The sequence below is a fragment of the Acinetobacter sp. GXMZU3951 genome, assembly GCF_054457875.1.
Map to the genome: position 1 here is coordinate 21,629 of NZ_JBTLFO010000007.1, position 18,649 is coordinate 40,277.

Sequence of the window (18,649 nt, forward strand, 5' to 3'; positions counted from 1 at the left end):
TAAAAAAACACGCTTCGGCGTGTTTTTTTTGCTTTAAGTTTCTAAAAACCAATTTTTCCAAGAGCTAGTACCACGCACCTCGATTGATACCGTTTCAATAATTCGCTCTTTAAGCACTACAGTTTGGTTAACCTGTTGTGCTAATCGAGCCTTAATAGAGTGGATACATTCACGGTCTCCGAACTCACAGCGATCTAGAGTGGTTCCACCACAAGGACCATTTGCCAAGCCTTTTGGACATGTTTCTGGACAAATATAGAGTGTCTCTGCCAAACGGCATTGCCCACAACTTTCGCACCCCACCACACCATGTTTAGAAATATATTCTGACTTGAGTAACAACTTGTTTGCAAACTGACCTGACCAAAACTTGGAACTAAAGACCTTACTTCCAATGTTACGAGCCACCTTCGAATCAAACATTGCGTCATGCATGAATTGCATTGACTTATATTTCAATAACTGCTCACCCGAAACCGTCATTTCCTGAACTGCCAGTTGAGGCTTTAATTCATCCCCTTGTTCTATGTGATGCAACTCAGCCCATTTTTGTTCACATTGCTCTAGTGTTAGATTTTGAAATTCCTTTAGAACCTTCGCTAAAGCCTCCTGCTCATCACTTTTATGACAAGCCGATAAATGTACGCCAGCAAAGCCTAAATGCTGACAAATCAGAATTTGTAACGCACAACGGGCATAAACATTTTGCGCTGCGAGCTCTAGGCTGCTTGCTTTTTCTCGTCGCAACAGGTCGATTAAATGATCGGTCAAAACAATACCCGCAACTTGGTGTTGGTGCATAAATTCTGCACGTGGCAAAGTTAAAGGCATGACACATGCATAGAGCTCAATTTCAGCATGGTGTGTTTCTAAATATGTTTTTATTTCTTTTAATGCATCCAAATCAAATCCCAATTGTGTAACCACATAATCCGCACCAGCTAAAATTTTCTTTTCTAGCTTAAAGTACTGGGCATCATGTTCGGCCTTTGCATATTTAAAAGGATTAAATGCCACACCAATTTTTAAATCTGGCAGAAGCTGCCTAGCATGTATCACAGCATTCACAGATTCTAAATAACGCGTACGAGGTTGATCTGAATCCAATCCATCTTGATGTTGCTTGAGCTTATCCCCTGTCAACAATAGAACATTTTCATGTCCTTCTTTTTTAACGACCTGCAGGAATTGTTGAAAATCTGATATATCTCGACCCTTACCCGAGAAATGTAAAATCTTGCGAAGCTGCGATGGATAGCTTTGTGCAATCGTTAATGGTGCAGGGTCATGATCTTTACGCACCCGATCTGCAATTGTCATGGTTACAGGATAACCCGCCAAATCCGCAGGCACAGGCAAGACGTGTTTTGTGGGTAAATATTCTAGAAAAATAGAAAAGTGCTGATGAAGCAAACAATTGGAGGGCTTAGACATATCGCTCGGGAGATTTTGACTAATGTCAGAAATAGAGCGCCATATTATAAAAGATGAGAATGTTTATATGCAAAATAAATAATAAGCTTGCAAAAAATTCACAAGCTTTTGCCGTGCTAAATACGTTTAATTACCAACGGAATTTATTCCAATTTTCAGGATTAGCCCAATATTTCGAATTAAACCAATCTGGAACATGCTTATAAGTTAAAATATTAAATTGCCAAATCGCTATATCACCTTGCTGATCAGACTTCTCTATTAACTGGGTAAACCCCAAAGCACGCATCATTTTTTCATCTTGAGTTCGGGTAACCACCACCAATTTTTTTGCCATCAAATCACGCAGTTTCACTAAAAACTGGGATTTATACCCTTCCGATAATTCACACATCTCAGGGCTATCTAGTAACACAAAACCCAAATCATAACGCTGCGTAAAAGGCAGACTTAGCAGCTCAGTTACGCTAAAATGACTCCAACGAATTGATTGATTCTGGTCATATTGCTCTAAATTTTGACCAATACACAATGCAGTTTGAATAGGCTGTTCCTGAGATAAATCGTCTAGCATAGAAGTGATGACATTCTGTTCAGCCATAACTGCATCCTTATTATTTGAGTGAGCTTTTCATGGAACTACAAGGCATTTGTCATAAAATGCATGCAGGTCTCAAGGACCTTAGTGTAACTGATCAACAGACTCGCAAGGCAAATGTTGAATACAAATTTATCTTAGATCGTGCAGAAATTGAGCTTCCATTCAGTTTAGGTCAAGAAATCGAGCTTGAATGGACAGGAAAAATTTCCTGCGTTTCTTGTGGTAGCAAGACGCCTAAGTCCTATTCGCAAGGACATTGTTTTAAATGTTTCAAAACCAAAGCTTCTTGTGACATGTGCATCATGAAGCCTGAAACATGCCATTATCATCTCGGTACTTGCCGTGAAGATAATTTTGCTCATGAAGTTTGCTTCCAACCGCACATTGTTTACCTCGCCAACTCCAGTGCACTGAAAGTTGGAATTACTCGCCTTGGTCAGATGCCTACCCGCTGGCTAGATCAGGGGGCTACGCAAGCACTGCCGATTATGAAAGTTGGGTCACGTCGTTTATCCGGTCAGCTTGAAGTGATGTTTGGCACGCAAGTGGCGGATAAAACAGATTGGCGTAAACTGCTCAAAGGCGAAGCAGAACCGCTAAACCTTATCGACGTCAGAGAACAACTGATTGAAGAATTCGCACCTAAAATTCAGACCATTCGAGATGAATTCAGCCAAAATCTTGAATTTAATGAAACAGTCGAATTGCTTGAAAATGAACAACCGCGTGAGTTTATTTATCCTGTAGCTGAATACCCTGAAAAAATTAAGTCCCATAATTTAGACAAGACTCCTGTAATACGTGGCAGATTACAAGGGATTAAGGGTCAGTACCTGATCTTAGATACTGGGGTAATCAATATTCGTAAATATACCGGCTATGAAATTATTCTTCGCTCTGAATAATTTTTAAATGCGTGAGATATAAAAAAACCAGCCGAGGCTGGTTTTTTTATGAGGACTGATTATTTAATCTTCGCTTGACTCTTGAGGTACTGCGTATAGTCATCAAGTTCTTGCTGTCCACGTAATTGCTGATAAAGCTTAGACAACTCAGTTAATTGTTCTGGTGTTAAAGCATTCGCAGCAGTCTTATTCACATTTGAAATAGCCACAACAACAAACTCATTAGGTAAAGAAGCGGTAGTCACTGACCACATTCCAGCTTTTGGTGCTGGAACACTAAAGGCTGCACGCTCGATTTGACGTTTCAAACCCTGTGAACGAGTGAATACACCAACATCTTCAAAAACCAATGGGTTTTTCGCTAACACAGCTGAAGCAGGTTGAGTTTTAAACTCGTCCAATGCTTTTTGGATTTTAGCTTTAGCGGCAGCGGTTGCTTTCACTTCAATCAATTTAGCTTTTACACGTGAATTTGCTTCAGCCAATGATTGCTCACCTGCCGCATGATAATCACGAACTTTAACCCAAACGACATCACCGTTTGCCAATTGTATGTTACTCGATGCATTACGATCGCCATTTTTCACATCATCATTAAACAGTTTCGCTTTAACATTTGCATCACTTAAAACTGGGTGTTGCATACCTAAGGTCAAACCTTTAACCGACTGTACTTGTACACCCTTCACTTCTTGAGCGACGGTATCTAATGCATCGCTACCCACCACCATTTCATTCAGATTATTCACCGTATCTGAGAATGCATTCGCAGTTTTTGCTTTTTTCGCTTCCACAATTAAGCGCGGCTTTTCTGCTTCAAACGAAGGCAATTTCAGCGCAGGCGCTTCCGCAGCAATTAAATGATAACCATATTGGGTTTTAACTGGCGCAGAAACCTGACCCGATTTTAATCCCGCAACAGCTGTATCAAATGCATCGCCAAACACGCCTTTATCATAAACAGCAACTACACCGCCATTCGCTTTAGATGCTGTATCATCTGAATATTGTTTAGCTGCATCTGCAAAGCTCATACCTGCTTTTATTTTTGCAGCGACAGCATCCGCTAATTTTTTAGCTTCAGCATCAGAGCGAGCATCTGTAGTAATTAAAATATGTTTCACAAGAGGCTTCACTTTTGCTTTTTCAGCTTCTACAAATTTTGTATACGCTTGTTGCAATTCTGCATCTGAAATTTGTACATTTGCAGCAGGTAGATTGCTCGGGCTCAACACCACAAAATCAACATCTACGCTAGCCACTTGTCGAAACGCATTTTTGTGCTTGTTATAATAGTCAGTGATTTCTTGCTGAGTCACTTGAATATTTTTCTTATAATCATCTAATTTGATGCTTGCCAAATGAATCGTACGCTGCTCAGTTTGTAAATTGGCAATTTGCTGAATATCAACCTTGCTCACCAAAGCATAATCCATCACTGTCGAGGTCATCATTTTTAATGCATGATCTTGACGTAAGTTTTCAATTAAAGCCTGGCTCGTTAATCCGACTGATTTTAAGTAATTCGCATAAAGTGCTTCTGAAAATTTGCCATTTTCTTGCAAGCTAGGTTGTTGCGCAATCATTTGCTCAATTTGAGCATCGCTCAATGAAATACCCAGTTTCTCAGCTTGTTGCAATAATAAAGTTCGTGCAATTAGCGACTCCAATGCCTTATCTTTAATAAATGACTGATTCAACATCGTTTCATCACCATTTACATAAGACAAATATTGCTGGCTATAGGACTTAGTCGCATTTTCCAGCTCTTTATTACTGATTGCTTGCCCATTTACTGTTTTTGCCGCATCTTTCGAAGTTCCACTACTAAAATATCCTTCAATACCTACAAGTGCTAAAGGGGTCAAAAACAAAATGAGCAAAACTTTGCCCAACCAGCCCTTAATAACTTTACGAAAAGATTCCATAAGTATTCCAATATTTTATTTGTGCCGCATTTTAACCGAAAAGATAAAATGAATGAATGCGTTTAGATATCAAATCAGCATTATTAATAAAAAACGCGCCAAAAAGGCGCGTTTAGCAAACTGTTAAAAGATTAAGCTACAGAATCTTTTAAACCTTTACCCGCTTTGAAGCTAGGTACTTTGCTTGCTTTAATTTCAAGAGTCGCACCAGTTTGTGGGTTACGACCAGTACGTGCAGCACGCTCTTTCACATTGAAAGTACCGAAGCCTACAAGTGTAACTGTATCACCAGCTTTAAGCGCTTCAGTGATTGAAGCAATTGTCGCGTCTAAGGCTTTACCTGCGTCAGTCTTAGACAATCCCCCTTTTTCTGCAATTGCATCAATTAATTCTGATTTATTCATGAAGATGAAGTCCTCTAATATCGTTTATTTAAGGTTCAAGGATATAGTTTAAATTACCATAACGCCTTTATAGCAATGCTTTAGGGGAGAACGCAATACTCCTCTTGAGCTTTTATGCAAATTTAATCGCAAATTAGTCTGGAAAAAATATCAATCTCTCCAAAACTGTCACTTTTTTTCTATTTTCGCTTTCAGTTGTTCATTTTCTATAATCAAAGCATCAACTTTACTGTGCAATTGTAAAATTAGATTTTCCAAATGTTGAATATCCTTTGCCGTAATCAAACCTATGCGGTTTAAGGAATGATGCACACTATGATCAATGAGTCGCTCAACTTTATCTTTAGTATCAACTACAGACTCTTTGGCTTTTTCTGAAACTTTTTCTACCGTTTGGTCAGCTATTTCAGAGGTTTTTAACTCTAGCTCCTCACCTACCTTAACCAATGAGTCAAATAATTTATTGCCTTCTTCTTCTGCACGAGAAAATGCCCCCAACCCTGCAAGCCAGATCTGTTTGGTATATTTCCTAAAATCTAGACCAGACTTTGACCGCGTACGCATTTTGTGTTTTTGAACTTTTTCACTAGAGGAAAGCATTTCATCATCATTATTTTCTGTTTTTGTCGTTTTATTCATACACGCCACTCCTGCCTATTTATTGTCCTATCCTGCACTTAAACCGTACAAATAAACTCATCATAGCAAACTTAACACTTGATCGATTTGTAAAACTGTTCTACAAAGCTGGTCTAAAGTGCAATTTATTTCAGTCCTCACACCAATACAATGAGACAGGACACTCAGTTTACCCGTAAGGATTAGATTTTATGAGCGATTCGCAACAAAGACAAAATCAACCACATTTGTTGCTGACAACATCCATGATTGTTTTAGAAACGATTTTCACTTTTATAATTAAGCGCGATCCTGTTGTAGCATTACAGGCAAAAAAATTCGTCGAACAAAAAATAGCAATCAAAATTAATAGCTATGTCCCTTACTTTGACTTTTATGTTCAATTTAATGAACATGGTATTCTGTTCGATAGCAAAGCCCCTGAAAAGCCTGTAGAGCTGGATGTTAGAACCACATTGATGGATCTAATCAAAATTTTTATCTTTGCTAATCGACGTAGCATCAAAACCATGCGCATTGATGGTGATATCACCTTAAAAGATGAGTTTCGTGATCTAGTGCTTTTGTTTAGTGCGCCTAAAGTACTGGCGGATTGGAAACAATGGTTCTTACAACCCGTGGATGATGAGCAAAACATTACCTCTTCAAATAAGCGCGTGGCGCCATTGTTAGAGAAAATTGATCAGCAACGTTCTAAAATTAATTCACTAGAAGTAGAAGTAAAACAATACAAAAACCGAATTCGTCGTTTAGAGCAAAATCAAAAGCGGATCAATATCGCCTTTTTTGTAACCACAGTTATACTTATTATTTTATTTGTGTATAATGTTTGGCTTGCATAAATCACTCTTTTTATTATTAATTAAAACAAACTAAATCGTCTTAAAAAAACTTGACTATTTTAGTCAGGATTCATAGAATCTACACATCTAGTCTAAACATGTGTATCGAATCATGCGCTTAACAACTCGCGGTCGCTACGCGGTGACTGCTCTACTTGATCTAGCTTTGCAGCCTACTGAACAAACGATCACTCTAGCCGAAATTGCAGCTCGCCAAACTATCTCCGTTGCGTATCTTGAGCAGCTTTTTGCCAAGTTAAAACGCCATGGTCTAGTTTCTAGTGTTCGCGGTGCAAATGGTGGTTATCACCTTGCGCGTAATGCCGAAAGCATCACTGTGTTAGAAATTATTGAAGCTGTAAATGAAACTGTAGACGCAACGCGCTGTGACCATAAAGGCAATTGCCAAAATGGTGCCATGTGTCTGACTCATGATTTATGGCAAGAACTCTCTCACCACATTGCCGATTATCTCGCTAAAATCTCACTTGCTGATCTTGTAGCTCGCGACAACGTACAAACTGTTGCCATCCGCCAAAACACAGCATCTTTTGATTCAGCCCTTTTATCGGTTACAGGTAGTATTTGAAATGAAACGTCCGATTTATCTTGATTATGCCGCAACAACTCCTGTCGACCCTCAAGTTGCAGAGCGCATGATGGAATGTTTAACTTTCGATGGTACTTTCGGTAATCCTGCATCTCGTTCTCATGCGTATGGCTGGCAAGCTGAAGAAAAAGTTGAATACGCACGTGAACAAGTTGCAAACCTTATCAAAGCAGATCCTCGCGAAATCGTTTGGACTTCTGGTGCAACCGAGTCTGACAACCTAGCATTAAAAGGTGTAGCTCAGTTTTATGCTTCTAAAGGCAAGCATATCATCACCAGTAAAATCGAACACAAAGCTATTTTAGATACTTGTCGCGAATTAGAATCTGAAGGTTTCGAAATTACATATCTTGAACCACTTCCACAAACGGGTTTAATTACTCCTGAAATGGTTCAAGCAGCTATTCGCCCAGATACCATTCTTGTTTCCCTAATGATGGTAAACAATGAAATTGGAACAATCACTGATGTAGCTGCAATTGGCGAAATCACACGTGCAAACAAAATTTTCTTCCATGTAGATGCTGCACAAGCTGCAGGTAAAGTAGAGATTGATCTTTCGACTTTAAAAGTTGATTTAATGAGCTTCTCTGCCCACAAAATCTATGGCCCTAAAGGCATCGGTGCTTTATTTGTCCGTCGTAGCCCGCGTGTTCGTTTAAAAGCACAAATGCACGGTGGCGGTCATGAGCGTGGCATGCGTTCTGGTACTTTACCAACACATCAAATTGTGGGTATGGGTGAAGCATTTGAACTTGCAGGAAAAAACCTGGTTGCTGAACAAGCTCGCTTACGTGGACTCCGTGACAAACTTTGGAACGGTTTACAAGATCTTGAGCAAGTATTCCTTAACGGCCACCCAACCCAAAACGTTGCTAACTACCTGAATGTCAGCTTCAACTTTGTGGAAGGTGAATCATTAATGATGTCACTTAAAGACGCAGCGGTTTCTTCAGGTTCTGCATGTACATCTGCAACCTTAGAGCCATCTTATGTACTTCGTGCATTAGGTCTTTCTGATGAGTTGGCTCATAGTTCAATCCGCTTCAGCTTTGGTAAATACACCACTGAAGAAGATATTGATCATGTGTTAAGCGTGACCCGAGCTGCTGTTGATAAGTTACGTGAACTTTCTCCGCTTTGGGATATGTATAAAGAAGGTATTGACCTTTCTACAGTCGAATGGGCTGAACACTAATTCTCAGCTTTCAATGAGATCATGCCAAATGATCTCATTGATTAAAACGAATTTAACCCCATATTAATATTAACGCTGACCCCGAGGTTTGGAGAAGCATCATGGCATATAGTGAAAAAGTAATTGATCATTACGAAAACCCTCGTAATGTAGGTGTTTTAGACAAAAACGCTGAAAATGTTGGTACTGGTATGGTCGGCGCGCCTGCTTGTGGCGACGTTATGCGCCTACAAATTCAAGTGAACGACGAAGGTGTAATTGAAGAAGCGCGCTTCAAAACTTATGGTTGCGGTTCTGCAATTGCTTCAAGCTCGTTGGTAACTGAGTGGTTAAAAGGTAAAACTTTAGACGAAGCTCAAGCCATCAAGAATATTGATATTGCAACCGAGCTTGCACTTCCACCAGTAAAAGTACACTGCTCTGTACTTGCAGAAGATGCAATTAAAGCTGCTGTTGAAGATTATCGCAACAAGCGAACTAAAGCTTAATTGTTTCCAGACCAGTGAAAGAATAACGGAGTTTTCATGATCAATTTAACTGAAAATGCTGCAACTCATATCAGCAATTATTTAAAAAATCGCGGTAAGGGTGAAGGTATTCGCGTTGGTGTGAAAACTTCAGGCTGTTCTGGTTTGGCTTATGTGCTCGAATTTGTTGATGATGTTGATGCGCATGACCAAGTTTTTGAACAGTTTGGTGTTAAAGTTTTTGTTGATCCAAAAAGCTTAGTCTATCTCGATGGTATGGAAATGGACTATGTCAAAAATGGCTTAAACGAAGGCTTCGAGTTTAACAACCCAAATAAAAAAGGCGAATGTGGTTGCGGTGAGTCTTTCACTGTCTAACACCATATTGTCCTCACCTATTAAAACAGTGTCTTTACACTGTTTTAATTCTATTTATTTACATGAAATAATTGCGGATCCCATCTCCCATGAATCATTTTGAGTTGTTTAACCTTCCAGTAGCGCTCGATATTGATTTAGCCAGTTTAAAAAATGAATTTTTAAAACTGCAGCAACAATATCACCCTGATAAAGCTGAAGATAAAGATCAAGCCCTGATTAAATCAAGTGAAATTAATCATGCATTCAAAATCTTATCTCAGGTTGACAGCCGTGCTGGATATTTATTGGCGCTCAAAAAACAAGATTATCATCTCGACCAATCCATCAATGATTTTGAGTTTTTACAATCCGCGCTTGAAATTCGTGAACAATTAGATGAAGCATCATCTGCGGATGATCTGATCTCCCTTAAAAAAGAAGTTTCACAATGGATTGATGGCTTAGTCCGCGAATTCAAAATCGATTATCAAGATGAAGACTGGGCTGAGGCTCGAGATACCGTCCGTAAATTACGTTTTTTCCAAAAAGTCATGAATGATATCGACAAAGCTGAAGATCGTTTCTTAGATGATGACAGTTTTGATCTTGACGATGATTTTTAAGTTTTCAAATTTTACTGCTCAAAGGATGTAACGCATGGCACTTTTGCAAATTGCAGAACCGGGGCAATCAAGTGCACCACATGAACACCGTATTGCGATTGGTATTGATTTAGGCACAACCCACTCTTTAGTCGCAACTGTGCTTTCTGGTAAAGCCAAAGTTCTACATGATGAACAAGGTCGAGTGTTACTTCCTAGTATCGTTCATTACACCGAAAATCAAACCCACTACGGGGATGATGCGAAACCCTTTATTACAGCCGACCCTAAAAACACCATTGTTTCCGTGAAGCGTTTTATGGGTCGCTCTAAAGCCGACATTAAATTCCAACACCCATACACACTAGTGGGTGAAGATCATCAGATGCCGGCCTTTGAGACCGCTCAAGGACGTAAAACTCCAGTCGAAATTTCGGCAGAGATTTTAAAACAACTCAAAGACCGTGCTGAAGCAAGCTTGCAAAATCCAGTAAATGGCGCAGTAATTACCGTACCAGCCTATTTTGATGAAGCCCAACGCCAAGCGACTCGCGATGCAGCTCAACTGGCTGGATTAAATGTGCTGCGCTTACTGAATGAACCTACAGCTGCTGCTGTGGCTTATGGTTTAGATCAAGATACCAATTTAGCAACTGATCACAACTATGTCATCTATGACTTGGGTGGCGGTACTTTTGATGTCTCGATTCTTCGCTTCTCGCAAGGTGTATTTGAAGTTTTAGCCACTGGCGGTCACACTGCTTTAGGTGGCGACGACCTTGATCGTCTGATTGTAAAATGGGCAAAAAAACAGCTCAACATTGAACACCTAGATGATGCCGAATACGCACATTTTGTAGTTGCTGCACGCAAAGCCAAAGAAGCACTGAGCGATCAAACCACGGTTGAATTAAAGCTTTTAGATCAAAGCTTAGAGCTTGATCGCCCTACCTTTGAAAGTATTATTCAAATTGCTTTAGACAAGACCATCAGTGTATGTAAGCGTGTTATGCGCGATGCCAAACTTGAATTATCCGATATTCAAAATGTCGTTTTAGTGGGTGGCTCTACACGCTCTTATGCGGTACAAAAAGCAGTCCGTGATGTGTTCAATCAAGAACCTCTTTGTACTATCAATCCAGATGAAGTTGTTGCGATTGGAGCCTCAATTACCGCAAATCAATTGATTGGCAACTCTACAGATGGCTCTTTGCTGCTAGATGTTACTCCACTGTCGTTGGGTTTAGAGACAATGGGTGGATTGGTTGAACGCCTCATTTCTCGCAACACGGCTATCCCTGTTGCACGTCGTCAGGAATTCACGACTTATCAAGATGGCCAAACCGCGATGTTGATTCATGTCGTGCAAGGTGAACGTGATCTGGTTGAGCATTGCCGTAGTTTGGGCCGTTTTGTTTTACATGGCATCCCTCCGATGACAGCTGGTCAGGCCCGAATTGAAGTAACGTTCCAAGTCGATGCAGATGGCTTACTTACCGTTGCTGCCAAAGAAACTACATCGGGTGTTCATGCTCAAATCGACATTAAACCGTCATATGGTTTATCAGAAGCAGATACTGAACGACTGTTACTCGACGGTTTTAAATATGCCGAAGAAGATAAAAGCCTTCGTCATCTACAAGAAACCAAAGTTGAAGCCCAACGTGAACTTGAAGCGCTAACACAGGCTTTAAAAGTTGATACTCAACTGCTTAGCCCTGTACAGCTTGATGCGTTGAATCAAGCCAAGCTAAATCTTAAAACCAAACTTCAAGGCGATGATATTCAAGCCATTGAACAAGCAGTAGAGCAGCTTAAAATACATAGTGATCAATTTGCTGCATTACGTATGAATCAACATATTGATGCAGCGTTAAAAGGCACTAAACTCGAAGACTGGTCAAACTCAAACTAAATTAAGGTAAAGACTATGCCACGTATTAAAGTACTTCCACATGCGCAATTCTGCCCAGAAGGTGCTGAGTTTGAAGTTGAGAAAAATGCAAACTTATGCGAAAGCTTGCTTAAAAACAACATCAAGATTGAACATGCTTGCGACATGTCATGTGCATGTACCACTTGCCACGTGATTGTACGCAAAGGCTTTGACAGCCTAGAAGAAATGAATGATGTGGAAGCTGATTTGCTTGACCGCGCGTGGGGCTTAGAACCAGATTCTCGCCTCTCTTGCCAAGTTGAGATTGTAGATGAAGATTTAGAAATTGAGATTCCTAAATACACCATCAATCACGCATCAGAGAATCACTAAGTTGATTCAAAAAAACCACGCGGATTGCGTGGTTTTTTTTAAATCTATAAAATAAGTAAATAGAATAAAAAATTAGTGAATGCGCGAATCTTCTTCTATAGGCTGAATCACTTCATCCTCAAGCTTCAATTTCACAATCCCTTGTGAGTTGGTTAATTTTTGCTGTGTTTGAATACGCTTAATCATCTTATCCAATACTGAAATCAACTCAGGATATTCAAAGTTTTGCACTTCATCCAAATTGAGCAATAAATGAAAGCCTTTATATTCGTAATCAAACCAGCGCTGATAATCTGTTTTTTGCGAAGTATATTTTTCCATGACCTGCCATGTGCGTACAGGCCCCTGAATCCCTTTTAAATAAATAGGTGACTTAGGCGCACACAAATAGTCATTTTTAATTAAGTTATAGGTATCATCTGAAATTAAAATTTCATCTACCGCAGCAGCACTCTGCAAGCGAGCCGCCAAGTTTGCATCACGACCAACAATAGTATAGGCCATACGATGTGCTGCACCATAGTTACCAACGTGGCAATAACCGGTACTAATCCCCATGCGAATATGCAAAGGTGGATACCCCATTTTAATCCAGCGTTCGCGCAATAATTTCATTTGTTGACGCATGACCATGGCCATTTCTACACAAGTTTTTGCGTCTTGCTCCACCCCTTGTGTATTTGGATCACCAAAGAAAATTAAGATGGCATCGCCCATGAATTTATCGACTGTACCTTCATATTGCTTGGCAATTTCGGTCATATGACTCAAATAGTCATTAAGCAAGTAGGCTAAATCATCTGGAATGAGCGTTTCTGATAGCTCTGTAAAACCCTGAATATCCGAAAAAAAAACGGTCATTTTTTTACGTTTATATTCAATTTTAGCTTCTGACTCACCTTTCATAATCGATTGCCACAACTGCAAGGGCGCATAACGACTTAACTGATTGGCAAACTCCATATAGCGATTCATTTGGTTATAATAGTATTCTCGCTTGGAATGGATGTAACGAATACGACGGGTTTGATAAATAATACCTACACCAAAATAGGTAATTAAACACAAGAATGAGAGTACCGTAAGTTCTGAAGAAGTATGTTCAAAATACTCACCAAAACCAAAAATAAAAATATTACAAAAATAGAAAACAGCAACCCCAAACACACAGGTCAGCATTGCTGAAAAAAATGAAACTTTGGTATTTATTGATGAAAAAAGAACAGCAAAAATTGCGGTAAAAGTCAGCACCAGACTAAGATGAACTGCCGACAGCATGACGGCAATCACAATCACATCTAGCGCAAAAAGTGAATTGCGTTTGGCATGATAGCCATACTTAAATTCCAGCCAATGAGATAATTTGGGCAGAATTAAAGCAACCACTCCCATCAAAACAGGAACATAGATTTGATAGTGGGTTTCTGGTGAGGTGTAGTGATAAACAACTAAAAGTAGAGATAGCATTGCATAACCCATCACGCGATGAAGGTATTCAAAATGCTTAGGATCTCTATCTAACCAATTGCTTAATGATAGCACTACCTACTCCAGAACCCGAATTTAATCACAATTCATCCATAAACAAATGATTTGTTCAGATTAATCCATGCGCCAGTCAAACGGCATATCACCCTGACCACGTAGAGCAAGCATTAAAGTTTGACGCATATGCGCAAGTACTTCGTTTGTATATGGAACTGCTGGTGTGCCCCAAACTGGTTTAGGCCAAGCCACATCGTTTTGATAACGTACAACATGATGAAAATGAAGTTGAGGCACCATATTACCCAATGCCGCAACATTCATTTTATCTGCGCGGAAAACACGTGCAAGCTGACTAGACAACCAGCTTGATTCACGTAAAAACTGTTCCTGATCTGCCTGACTTAATTCGTACAGCTCAGTAACTCCAGGAACACGTGGAATAAGAATGAGCCAAGGAAACTGCATATCATTCATTAAACGACATGTAGAAAGCGGAAAATCGCCTACAAAAAACGTATCTTGAGCAAGTTGTGGATGCAAACTAAACATATCTTTATAAATGATGCAAAATTAGAATGATGGTTAATACTATCACATCAAACTAAGGCTGAGTATTCTATAAAAGGTGTTTCATTACAAATAAAGCACCAATTGACTTGAACTCAATCACATTTATTACTTTAATAATTTTCCCAAATAAATCAACCGCTTCTTTGACTATCCTTCCAATCTAACTTCTCGAAAGTCAAGCCAAAGAAGTGACCACCATGTATCAATTCAGGTCTTTAATCAAGTTTTCCAGTAAATCATTGATAAATTGGATCCTTTTTTCATAATCCTCCAGCATCACCATAACTTTTAAGCGCTGACCACCTTCCATACGGAAGAAGGTTGGATGCTTTTGCATCATATTGATGATGCTCATGGCCTGCACTGGGGTATCTTGGGAAAATTCGATATGCCCGCCATTACTGTTGATATCAATTTTTGTAATGCCTAAAAACTCAGCCTTGAGTCTTAATTGATGCACTGCAAATAATTGCTTTACGGGTTGCGGTGGAATACCAAAACGATCTATCAATTCCATACGGATATTATCTAGCTTGTCTTGGGTATTGGTATTACTGATACGCTTATAGAATAACAAGCGCTGGTGCACATCGCCCAAGTAGTCATCTGGAATTAATGCTGGCATATGCAGGTTAATTTCAGCGGTCAGAGATAATGGCGCATCAAAATTCGGGGTTTTACCCTTTTGGATTGCTTTGGTGGCTTTCTCCAGCATTTCCATATACAAGCTATAGCCAATCGCTTGCATAGAACCACTTTGCTGTTCACCCAGCAATTCACCTGCACCACGGATTTCTAAATCTTCTGTCGCAAGCATAAAGCCTGCACCGAGTGTTGCTGCACGCTGAATGGCATCTAAGCGTTTTTCTGCATCACCCTTTAAGCCTTTCATAGATGGAACCAATAAGTAGGCATAAGCCTGATGATGCGAACGCCCAACCCGCCCACGTAACTGATGCAATTGTGCCAACCCGAGTTTATCCGCGCGCTCAATTAAAATGGTATTGGCATTCGGCACATCAATCCCTGTTTCAATAATCGTTGAGCATACCAAGACATTATATTCTTTATGATAGAACTGTTGCATAACCTGCTCCAGTTCACGTTCACGCATTTGCCCATGTGCTACAGCCACGCGTGCCTCTGGTACTAGCTCACGGATACTTTCGGCAGCACGCTCAATACTTTCTACTTCATTATGCAAGAAATAGACTTGTCCCCCACGGAGTAACTCACGCAGAATCGCCTCTTTGATTGATTCTGAGGTATGCTCCTGCACAAAAGTTTTGACAGCCAAGCGTCGTGCCGGTGGCGTAGCAATAATCGATAGATCACGCATGCCACTAAATGCCATATTTAATGTTCTAGGAATTGGGGTTGCCGTTAGGGTTAACATATCCACGTCTGCACGCAACGCTTTGATACGCTCTTTATCGCGCACACCAAAACGATGTTCTTCATCCACAATCATCAACCCCAGATTTTTAAATTGCACATTTTCTTGCAGAATCTTGTGGGTACCGACAACGATGTCGACTTTGCCATCAGCCAAATCTTCAATGGTTTTTAGATGTGCTTTACTCGAACCAAAACGCGACAACACCTCAATTCGAACTGGCCAATCTGCAAATCGGTCTTTGAATGACTCATAGTGCTGTTGTGCCAGCAATGTTGTCGGCACCAAAACGGCAACTTGTCTATTATTCTGTACAGCTACAAATGCTGCCCGCATGGCAACTTCTGTTTTCCCGAAGCCGACATCACCACAAACCAGACGATCCATTGGTTTTGCCAGTTGCATATCATGTAAGGTTGCTTCAATCGCATTGGCCTGGTCTAAAGTTTCCTCATAGGCAAAGCCACTAGCAAATTGCATATAAAGGCTATGATCAAGCTCAAAACTAATACCCGGTTTAGATTGACGACGTGCTTGTATATGCAATAGCTCAGCCGCAACATCATGAATCTGTTCCAGTGCCTTACGTTTCGCCTTGCTCCAAGTATCGGTACCGAGTTTATGCAGCGGAGCTAAATCAGGATCACCACCACTGTAACGACTAATTAAATGTAAATTGGTGACCGGAACATACACTTTGGCAGCATCAGCATAATCTAGCTGCAAAAACTCATGTTCCTGATCATCAATACTCAGAGTGATTAAACCTGCGTAGCGTCCAACACCATGATCGATATGCACAACAGGTGCACCAATACTGAGCTCAGTTAAACTCTTGATTAAGAATTCTTCAGAGACTTCTTGCTGACGCTTACGACGACGCTGCACAACCCGATGTTCATATAACTGATTTTCAGAAATGACACTCAGTTGATTTTGAATCACCAAACCACGATCTAAAGGCGCATTGGTAATCGCGATCGCTTGTAAAGATTGTTGAAAATCTGCAAAGCCATCAACACTTGGAATTTCACCTAAATATGGACGTAGTGCATCTTTTAGTGTTTCACGTCGACCCGCACTTTCTGCCACCAAAAGTACCGGATGATTGACTGTATCGAGATAGTTTTTGACTGCCGCAAAAGGCTTTTCTTGTTTAGGATCGACAGCTAAACGCGGTGGTGGCTCAGTCGCTAAATTAATTGCACCCGCGCGTTCTTCGACTTCTTCGGTCGAAGCCAGAATTCGGCCAAATTTATTCAGGTGCTCCAAGACCAGATTCTGTGATAAAAAAAGTTCATCCGGCGGCAAGATTGGATGATCGACATTATGTCGACGATCTTCATAACGACGCAGAACTTCTTTCCAAAATCCAGACAAGCCTTCATCTAATCCTAAATCTGTAATGACAATGCCATTCTCTGGTAAGTACGCCATAAGCGTACTTTGACTTTGCATAGCTTGTTTTTCAAAAAACAGCGGTAAATAGAATTCAATACCTGGCGATGCAATCCCATCTAGTACATCTTGGTAAATGGGATTTTTCTTCGGATTGACCGTTGGAAAACTTTCTGCATAACGATCTCTAAATAAAGAACGCGCTTCCTTTAGTGGAAACTCTTTAGCAGGTAGGACACTAAATTGTTGTAAATTTTGAGTGGTACGCTGTGTTTCAGGCTCGAAAAATTTTAGGCTCTCAATTTCATCATCAAACAGGTCAACACGAATCGGTGCATTTTGGCCAGAAGCAAAAACATCCATAATGCTGCCGCGCACTGCAAATTCACCATGGTCGTATACGGTATCAACCAAATGATAGCCAGCCTGAATGAGACGCAATTTTTGCTTTTCAATATCGAATTTTTGCCCCACCTGAATATCGAAATGCTCGCCCAAAACCCAAGATGCTGGCGCTACCCGCTGCGCTAAAGTTGAGGCTGAAACCAGCAATACGCCTTGTTGCGGCATATTCGATAAAATCGCCAAGCGTTCAGACACAATATCTTGATGTGGAGATAAACGGTCATACGGTAGAATTTCCCAATCGGGGAAAATTGTCGGTTTAACGCCGTAAAATTCAAGCTCGCTTTCGAGTTGAGCCAGATGCTGACTGTTCCGAGCTACCAGAATAAAAAGCTGCTTATGTTGTATAGAAATTTCTTTAAATAATAATGCAGCAGCTGAACCTTGTAATTGTCCGATCCAGCGTTTTTCACCTGCTTTCAATTTAGACAGATTGAGTTGAGCAATTTCTTGTTGGAACATGTAGGTCGCTTTTTAGAGATAAGTCACTTGGTTACAATCTTATCACGAGGCCAAAAGCCAATAAAATTTTTATACGATTACTTAACCTAGTATGTGCGAGCACTCTTAGAACACATTACTTATCAACACGCATATGAGTGCTATAAATAGCTATATATAGTTAAGCTTTATTTTTCGCGTATAAAATTGCGATAGTAGTCATTCAGTTTTTGTACGATTTGCTTAAATTGCACTAGATTTTCTTCCGTATTGCCTAATCGTGCGACAAATCTCTGCTGCGCAATTTCCAAATCAATTTTTTCATTGATTAACATGGCCGCATAATAAAGTGCCTGCAAATCATCAAACTGTGTTAAGCGTCGGTTGGAATAGTATTCTAAGCGTTCAGACAATTCCTTATTGAGGATTATCCCATCCACGATATAGCCCTGCTCTGAATCAAACTGAATCGCATGCTCCAGTAAATAAGCTTCTTCTTCTTTCGCTTTCGAACTTTTAAATACATTTTTTAGCTTATTGAGCATCTTCCTACTTCCCTTAACTATTGAAGCCACATTATATAATGCAATCAGAATGAACTTATCCACTGAATACACCATTTAATCCCTCTCTTCTTTTTTGCATCGTTGTTTTGTCCAAGCTTTAACCTTTTATTCCAAGTCGATAAATTT

Annotated in this window: 18 protein-coding genes; 9 read left to right on the top strand and 9 right to left on the bottom strand. The window is 40.1% G+C overall.

The window, feature by feature from the left end; translation table 11 throughout:
• Positions 1–33 precede the first annotated feature (33 nt).
• The gene (locus ACX17N_RS11505; RefSeq protein ID WP_458892712.1) at positions 34–1,434 is read right to left on the bottom strand and encodes a methylenetetrahydrofolate reductase C-terminal domain-containing protein; all 1,401 of its coding nucleotides are present in this window, start codon (positions 1,432–1,434) and stop codon (positions 34–36) included.
• A 130-nt stretch (positions 1,435–1,564) separates the two neighbouring features.
• Positions 1,565–2,035 carry a DUF6231 family protein gene (locus ACX17N_RS11510; RefSeq protein WP_458892713.1) on the bottom strand — a complete coding sequence of 157 codons (471 nt, stop codon included), beginning with the start codon at positions 2,033–2,035 and terminating at the stop codon, positions 1,565–1,567.
• 32 nt (positions 2,036–2,067) lie between these two features.
• Between ACX17N_RS11510 and ACX17N_RS11515 the strand changes: the two genes are divergently transcribed.
• Positions 2,068–2,940 (top strand): DUF2797 domain-containing protein, encoded by an 873-nt coding sequence (locus tag ACX17N_RS11515; protein WP_458892714.1) that lies wholly within the window; start codon positions 2,068–2,070, stop codon positions 2,938–2,940.
• A 59-nt stretch (positions 2,941–2,999) separates the two neighbouring features.
• Here the strand turns inward: ACX17N_RS11515 and ACX17N_RS11520 are convergent, their stop codons facing one another.
• From ACX17N_RS11520 to ACX17N_RS11530, 3 genes are all read right to left on the bottom strand, one after another.
• Positions 3,000–4,868 (bottom strand): SurA N-terminal domain-containing protein, encoded by a 1,869-nt coding sequence (locus ACX17N_RS11520; RefSeq protein ID WP_458892715.1) that lies wholly within the window; start codon positions 4,866–4,868, stop codon positions 3,000–3,002.
• 131 nt (positions 4,869–4,999) lie between these two features.
• Positions 5,000–5,272, bottom strand: coding sequence for an HU family DNA-binding protein (locus ACX17N_RS11525; RefSeq protein WP_004976639.1), 273 nt, complete (start codon positions 5,270–5,272; stop codon positions 5,000–5,002).
• Between the two features lie 168 nt (positions 5,273–5,440).
• Positions 5,441–5,872 (bottom strand): phasin family protein, encoded by a 432-nt coding sequence (locus ACX17N_RS11530; RefSeq protein ID WP_458892870.1) that lies wholly within the window; start codon positions 5,870–5,872, stop codon positions 5,441–5,443.
• 230 nt (positions 5,873–6,102) lie between these two features.
• On the opposite strand from ACX17N_RS11530, the gene ACX17N_RS11535 reads away from it, so the two are divergent.
• The 8 genes from ACX17N_RS11535 to fdx all read left to right on the top strand — a co-directional run bounded on the left by ACX17N_RS11535 (position 6,103) and on the right by fdx (position 12,259).
• Positions 6,103–6,753, top strand: a complete 651-nt coding sequence (locus tag ACX17N_RS11535; protein ID WP_458892716.1) for a hypothetical protein — start codon at positions 6,103–6,105, stop codon at positions 6,751–6,753.
• Between the two features lie 112 nt (positions 6,754–6,865).
• Positions 6,866–7,342 carry an Rrf2 family transcriptional regulator gene (locus ACX17N_RS11540; protein WP_458892717.1) on the top strand — a complete coding sequence of 159 codons (477 nt, stop codon included), beginning with the start codon at positions 6,866–6,868 and terminating at the stop codon, positions 7,340–7,342.
• Position 7,343: 1 nt separating this feature from the next.
• Positions 7,344–8,561 (top strand): IscS subfamily cysteine desulfurase, encoded by a 1,218-nt coding sequence (locus ACX17N_RS11545; RefSeq protein WP_458892718.1) that lies wholly within the window; start codon positions 7,344–7,346, stop codon positions 8,559–8,561.
• Positions 8,562–8,662: 101 nt separating this feature from the next.
• Positions 8,663–9,049, top strand: coding sequence for a Fe-S cluster assembly scaffold IscU (gene iscU / locus ACX17N_RS11550; protein ID WP_458892719.1), 387 nt, complete (start codon positions 8,663–8,665; stop codon positions 9,047–9,049).
• A 36-nt stretch (positions 9,050–9,085) separates the two neighbouring features.
• Entirely contained in the window at positions 9,086–9,406 is a 321-nt protein-coding gene (gene iscA / locus ACX17N_RS11555) for an iron-sulfur cluster assembly protein IscA (protein WP_458892720.1), read from the top strand.
• Positions 9,407–9,495: 89 nt separating this feature from the next.
• Positions 9,496–10,011, top strand: a complete 516-nt coding sequence (gene hscB, locus ACX17N_RS11560; RefSeq protein WP_458892721.1) for a Fe-S protein assembly co-chaperone HscB — start codon at positions 9,496–9,498, stop codon at positions 10,009–10,011.
• Between the two features lie 34 nt (positions 10,012–10,045).
• On the top strand, positions 10,046–11,905 hold the full coding sequence (gene hscA, locus ACX17N_RS11565; protein ID WP_458892722.1) for a Fe-S protein assembly chaperone HscA: 1,860 nt from the start codon (positions 10,046–10,048) through the stop codon (positions 11,903–11,905).
• Positions 11,906–11,920: 15 nt separating this feature from the next.
• Positions 11,921–12,259 carry an ISC system 2Fe-2S type ferredoxin gene (fdx, locus tag ACX17N_RS11570; RefSeq protein ID WP_458892723.1) on the top strand — a complete coding sequence of 113 codons (339 nt, stop codon included), beginning with the start codon at positions 11,921–11,923 and terminating at the stop codon, positions 12,257–12,259.
• A 72-nt stretch (positions 12,260–12,331) separates the two neighbouring features.
• Here the strand turns inward: fdx and ACX17N_RS11575 are convergent, their stop codons facing one another.
• The 4 genes from ACX17N_RS11575 to ACX17N_RS11590 all read right to left on the bottom strand — a co-directional run bounded on the left by ACX17N_RS11575 (position 12,332) and on the right by ACX17N_RS11590 (position 18,502).
• Positions 12,332–13,738, bottom strand: coding sequence for an adenylate/guanylate cyclase domain-containing protein (locus tag ACX17N_RS11575; protein ID WP_458892871.1), 1,407 nt, complete (start codon positions 13,736–13,738; stop codon positions 12,332–12,334).
• Positions 13,739–13,861: 123 nt separating this feature from the next.
• Positions 13,862–14,296, bottom strand: coding sequence for an HIT domain-containing protein (locus tag ACX17N_RS11580; protein ID WP_142768650.1), 435 nt, complete (start codon positions 14,294–14,296; stop codon positions 13,862–13,864).
• Between the two features lie 223 nt (positions 14,297–14,519).
• A complete protein-coding gene (gene mfd / locus ACX17N_RS11585; protein ID WP_458892724.1) occupies positions 14,520–17,978 on the bottom strand; it encodes a transcription-repair coupling factor in 3,459 nt (1,152 codons plus the stop codon).
• A 167-nt stretch (positions 17,979–18,145) separates the two neighbouring features.
• On the bottom strand, positions 18,146–18,502 hold the full coding sequence (locus ACX17N_RS11590; protein ID WP_458892725.1) for a hypothetical protein: 357 nt from the start codon (positions 18,500–18,502) through the stop codon (positions 18,146–18,148).
• Positions 18,503–18,649 lie beyond the last annotated feature (147 nt).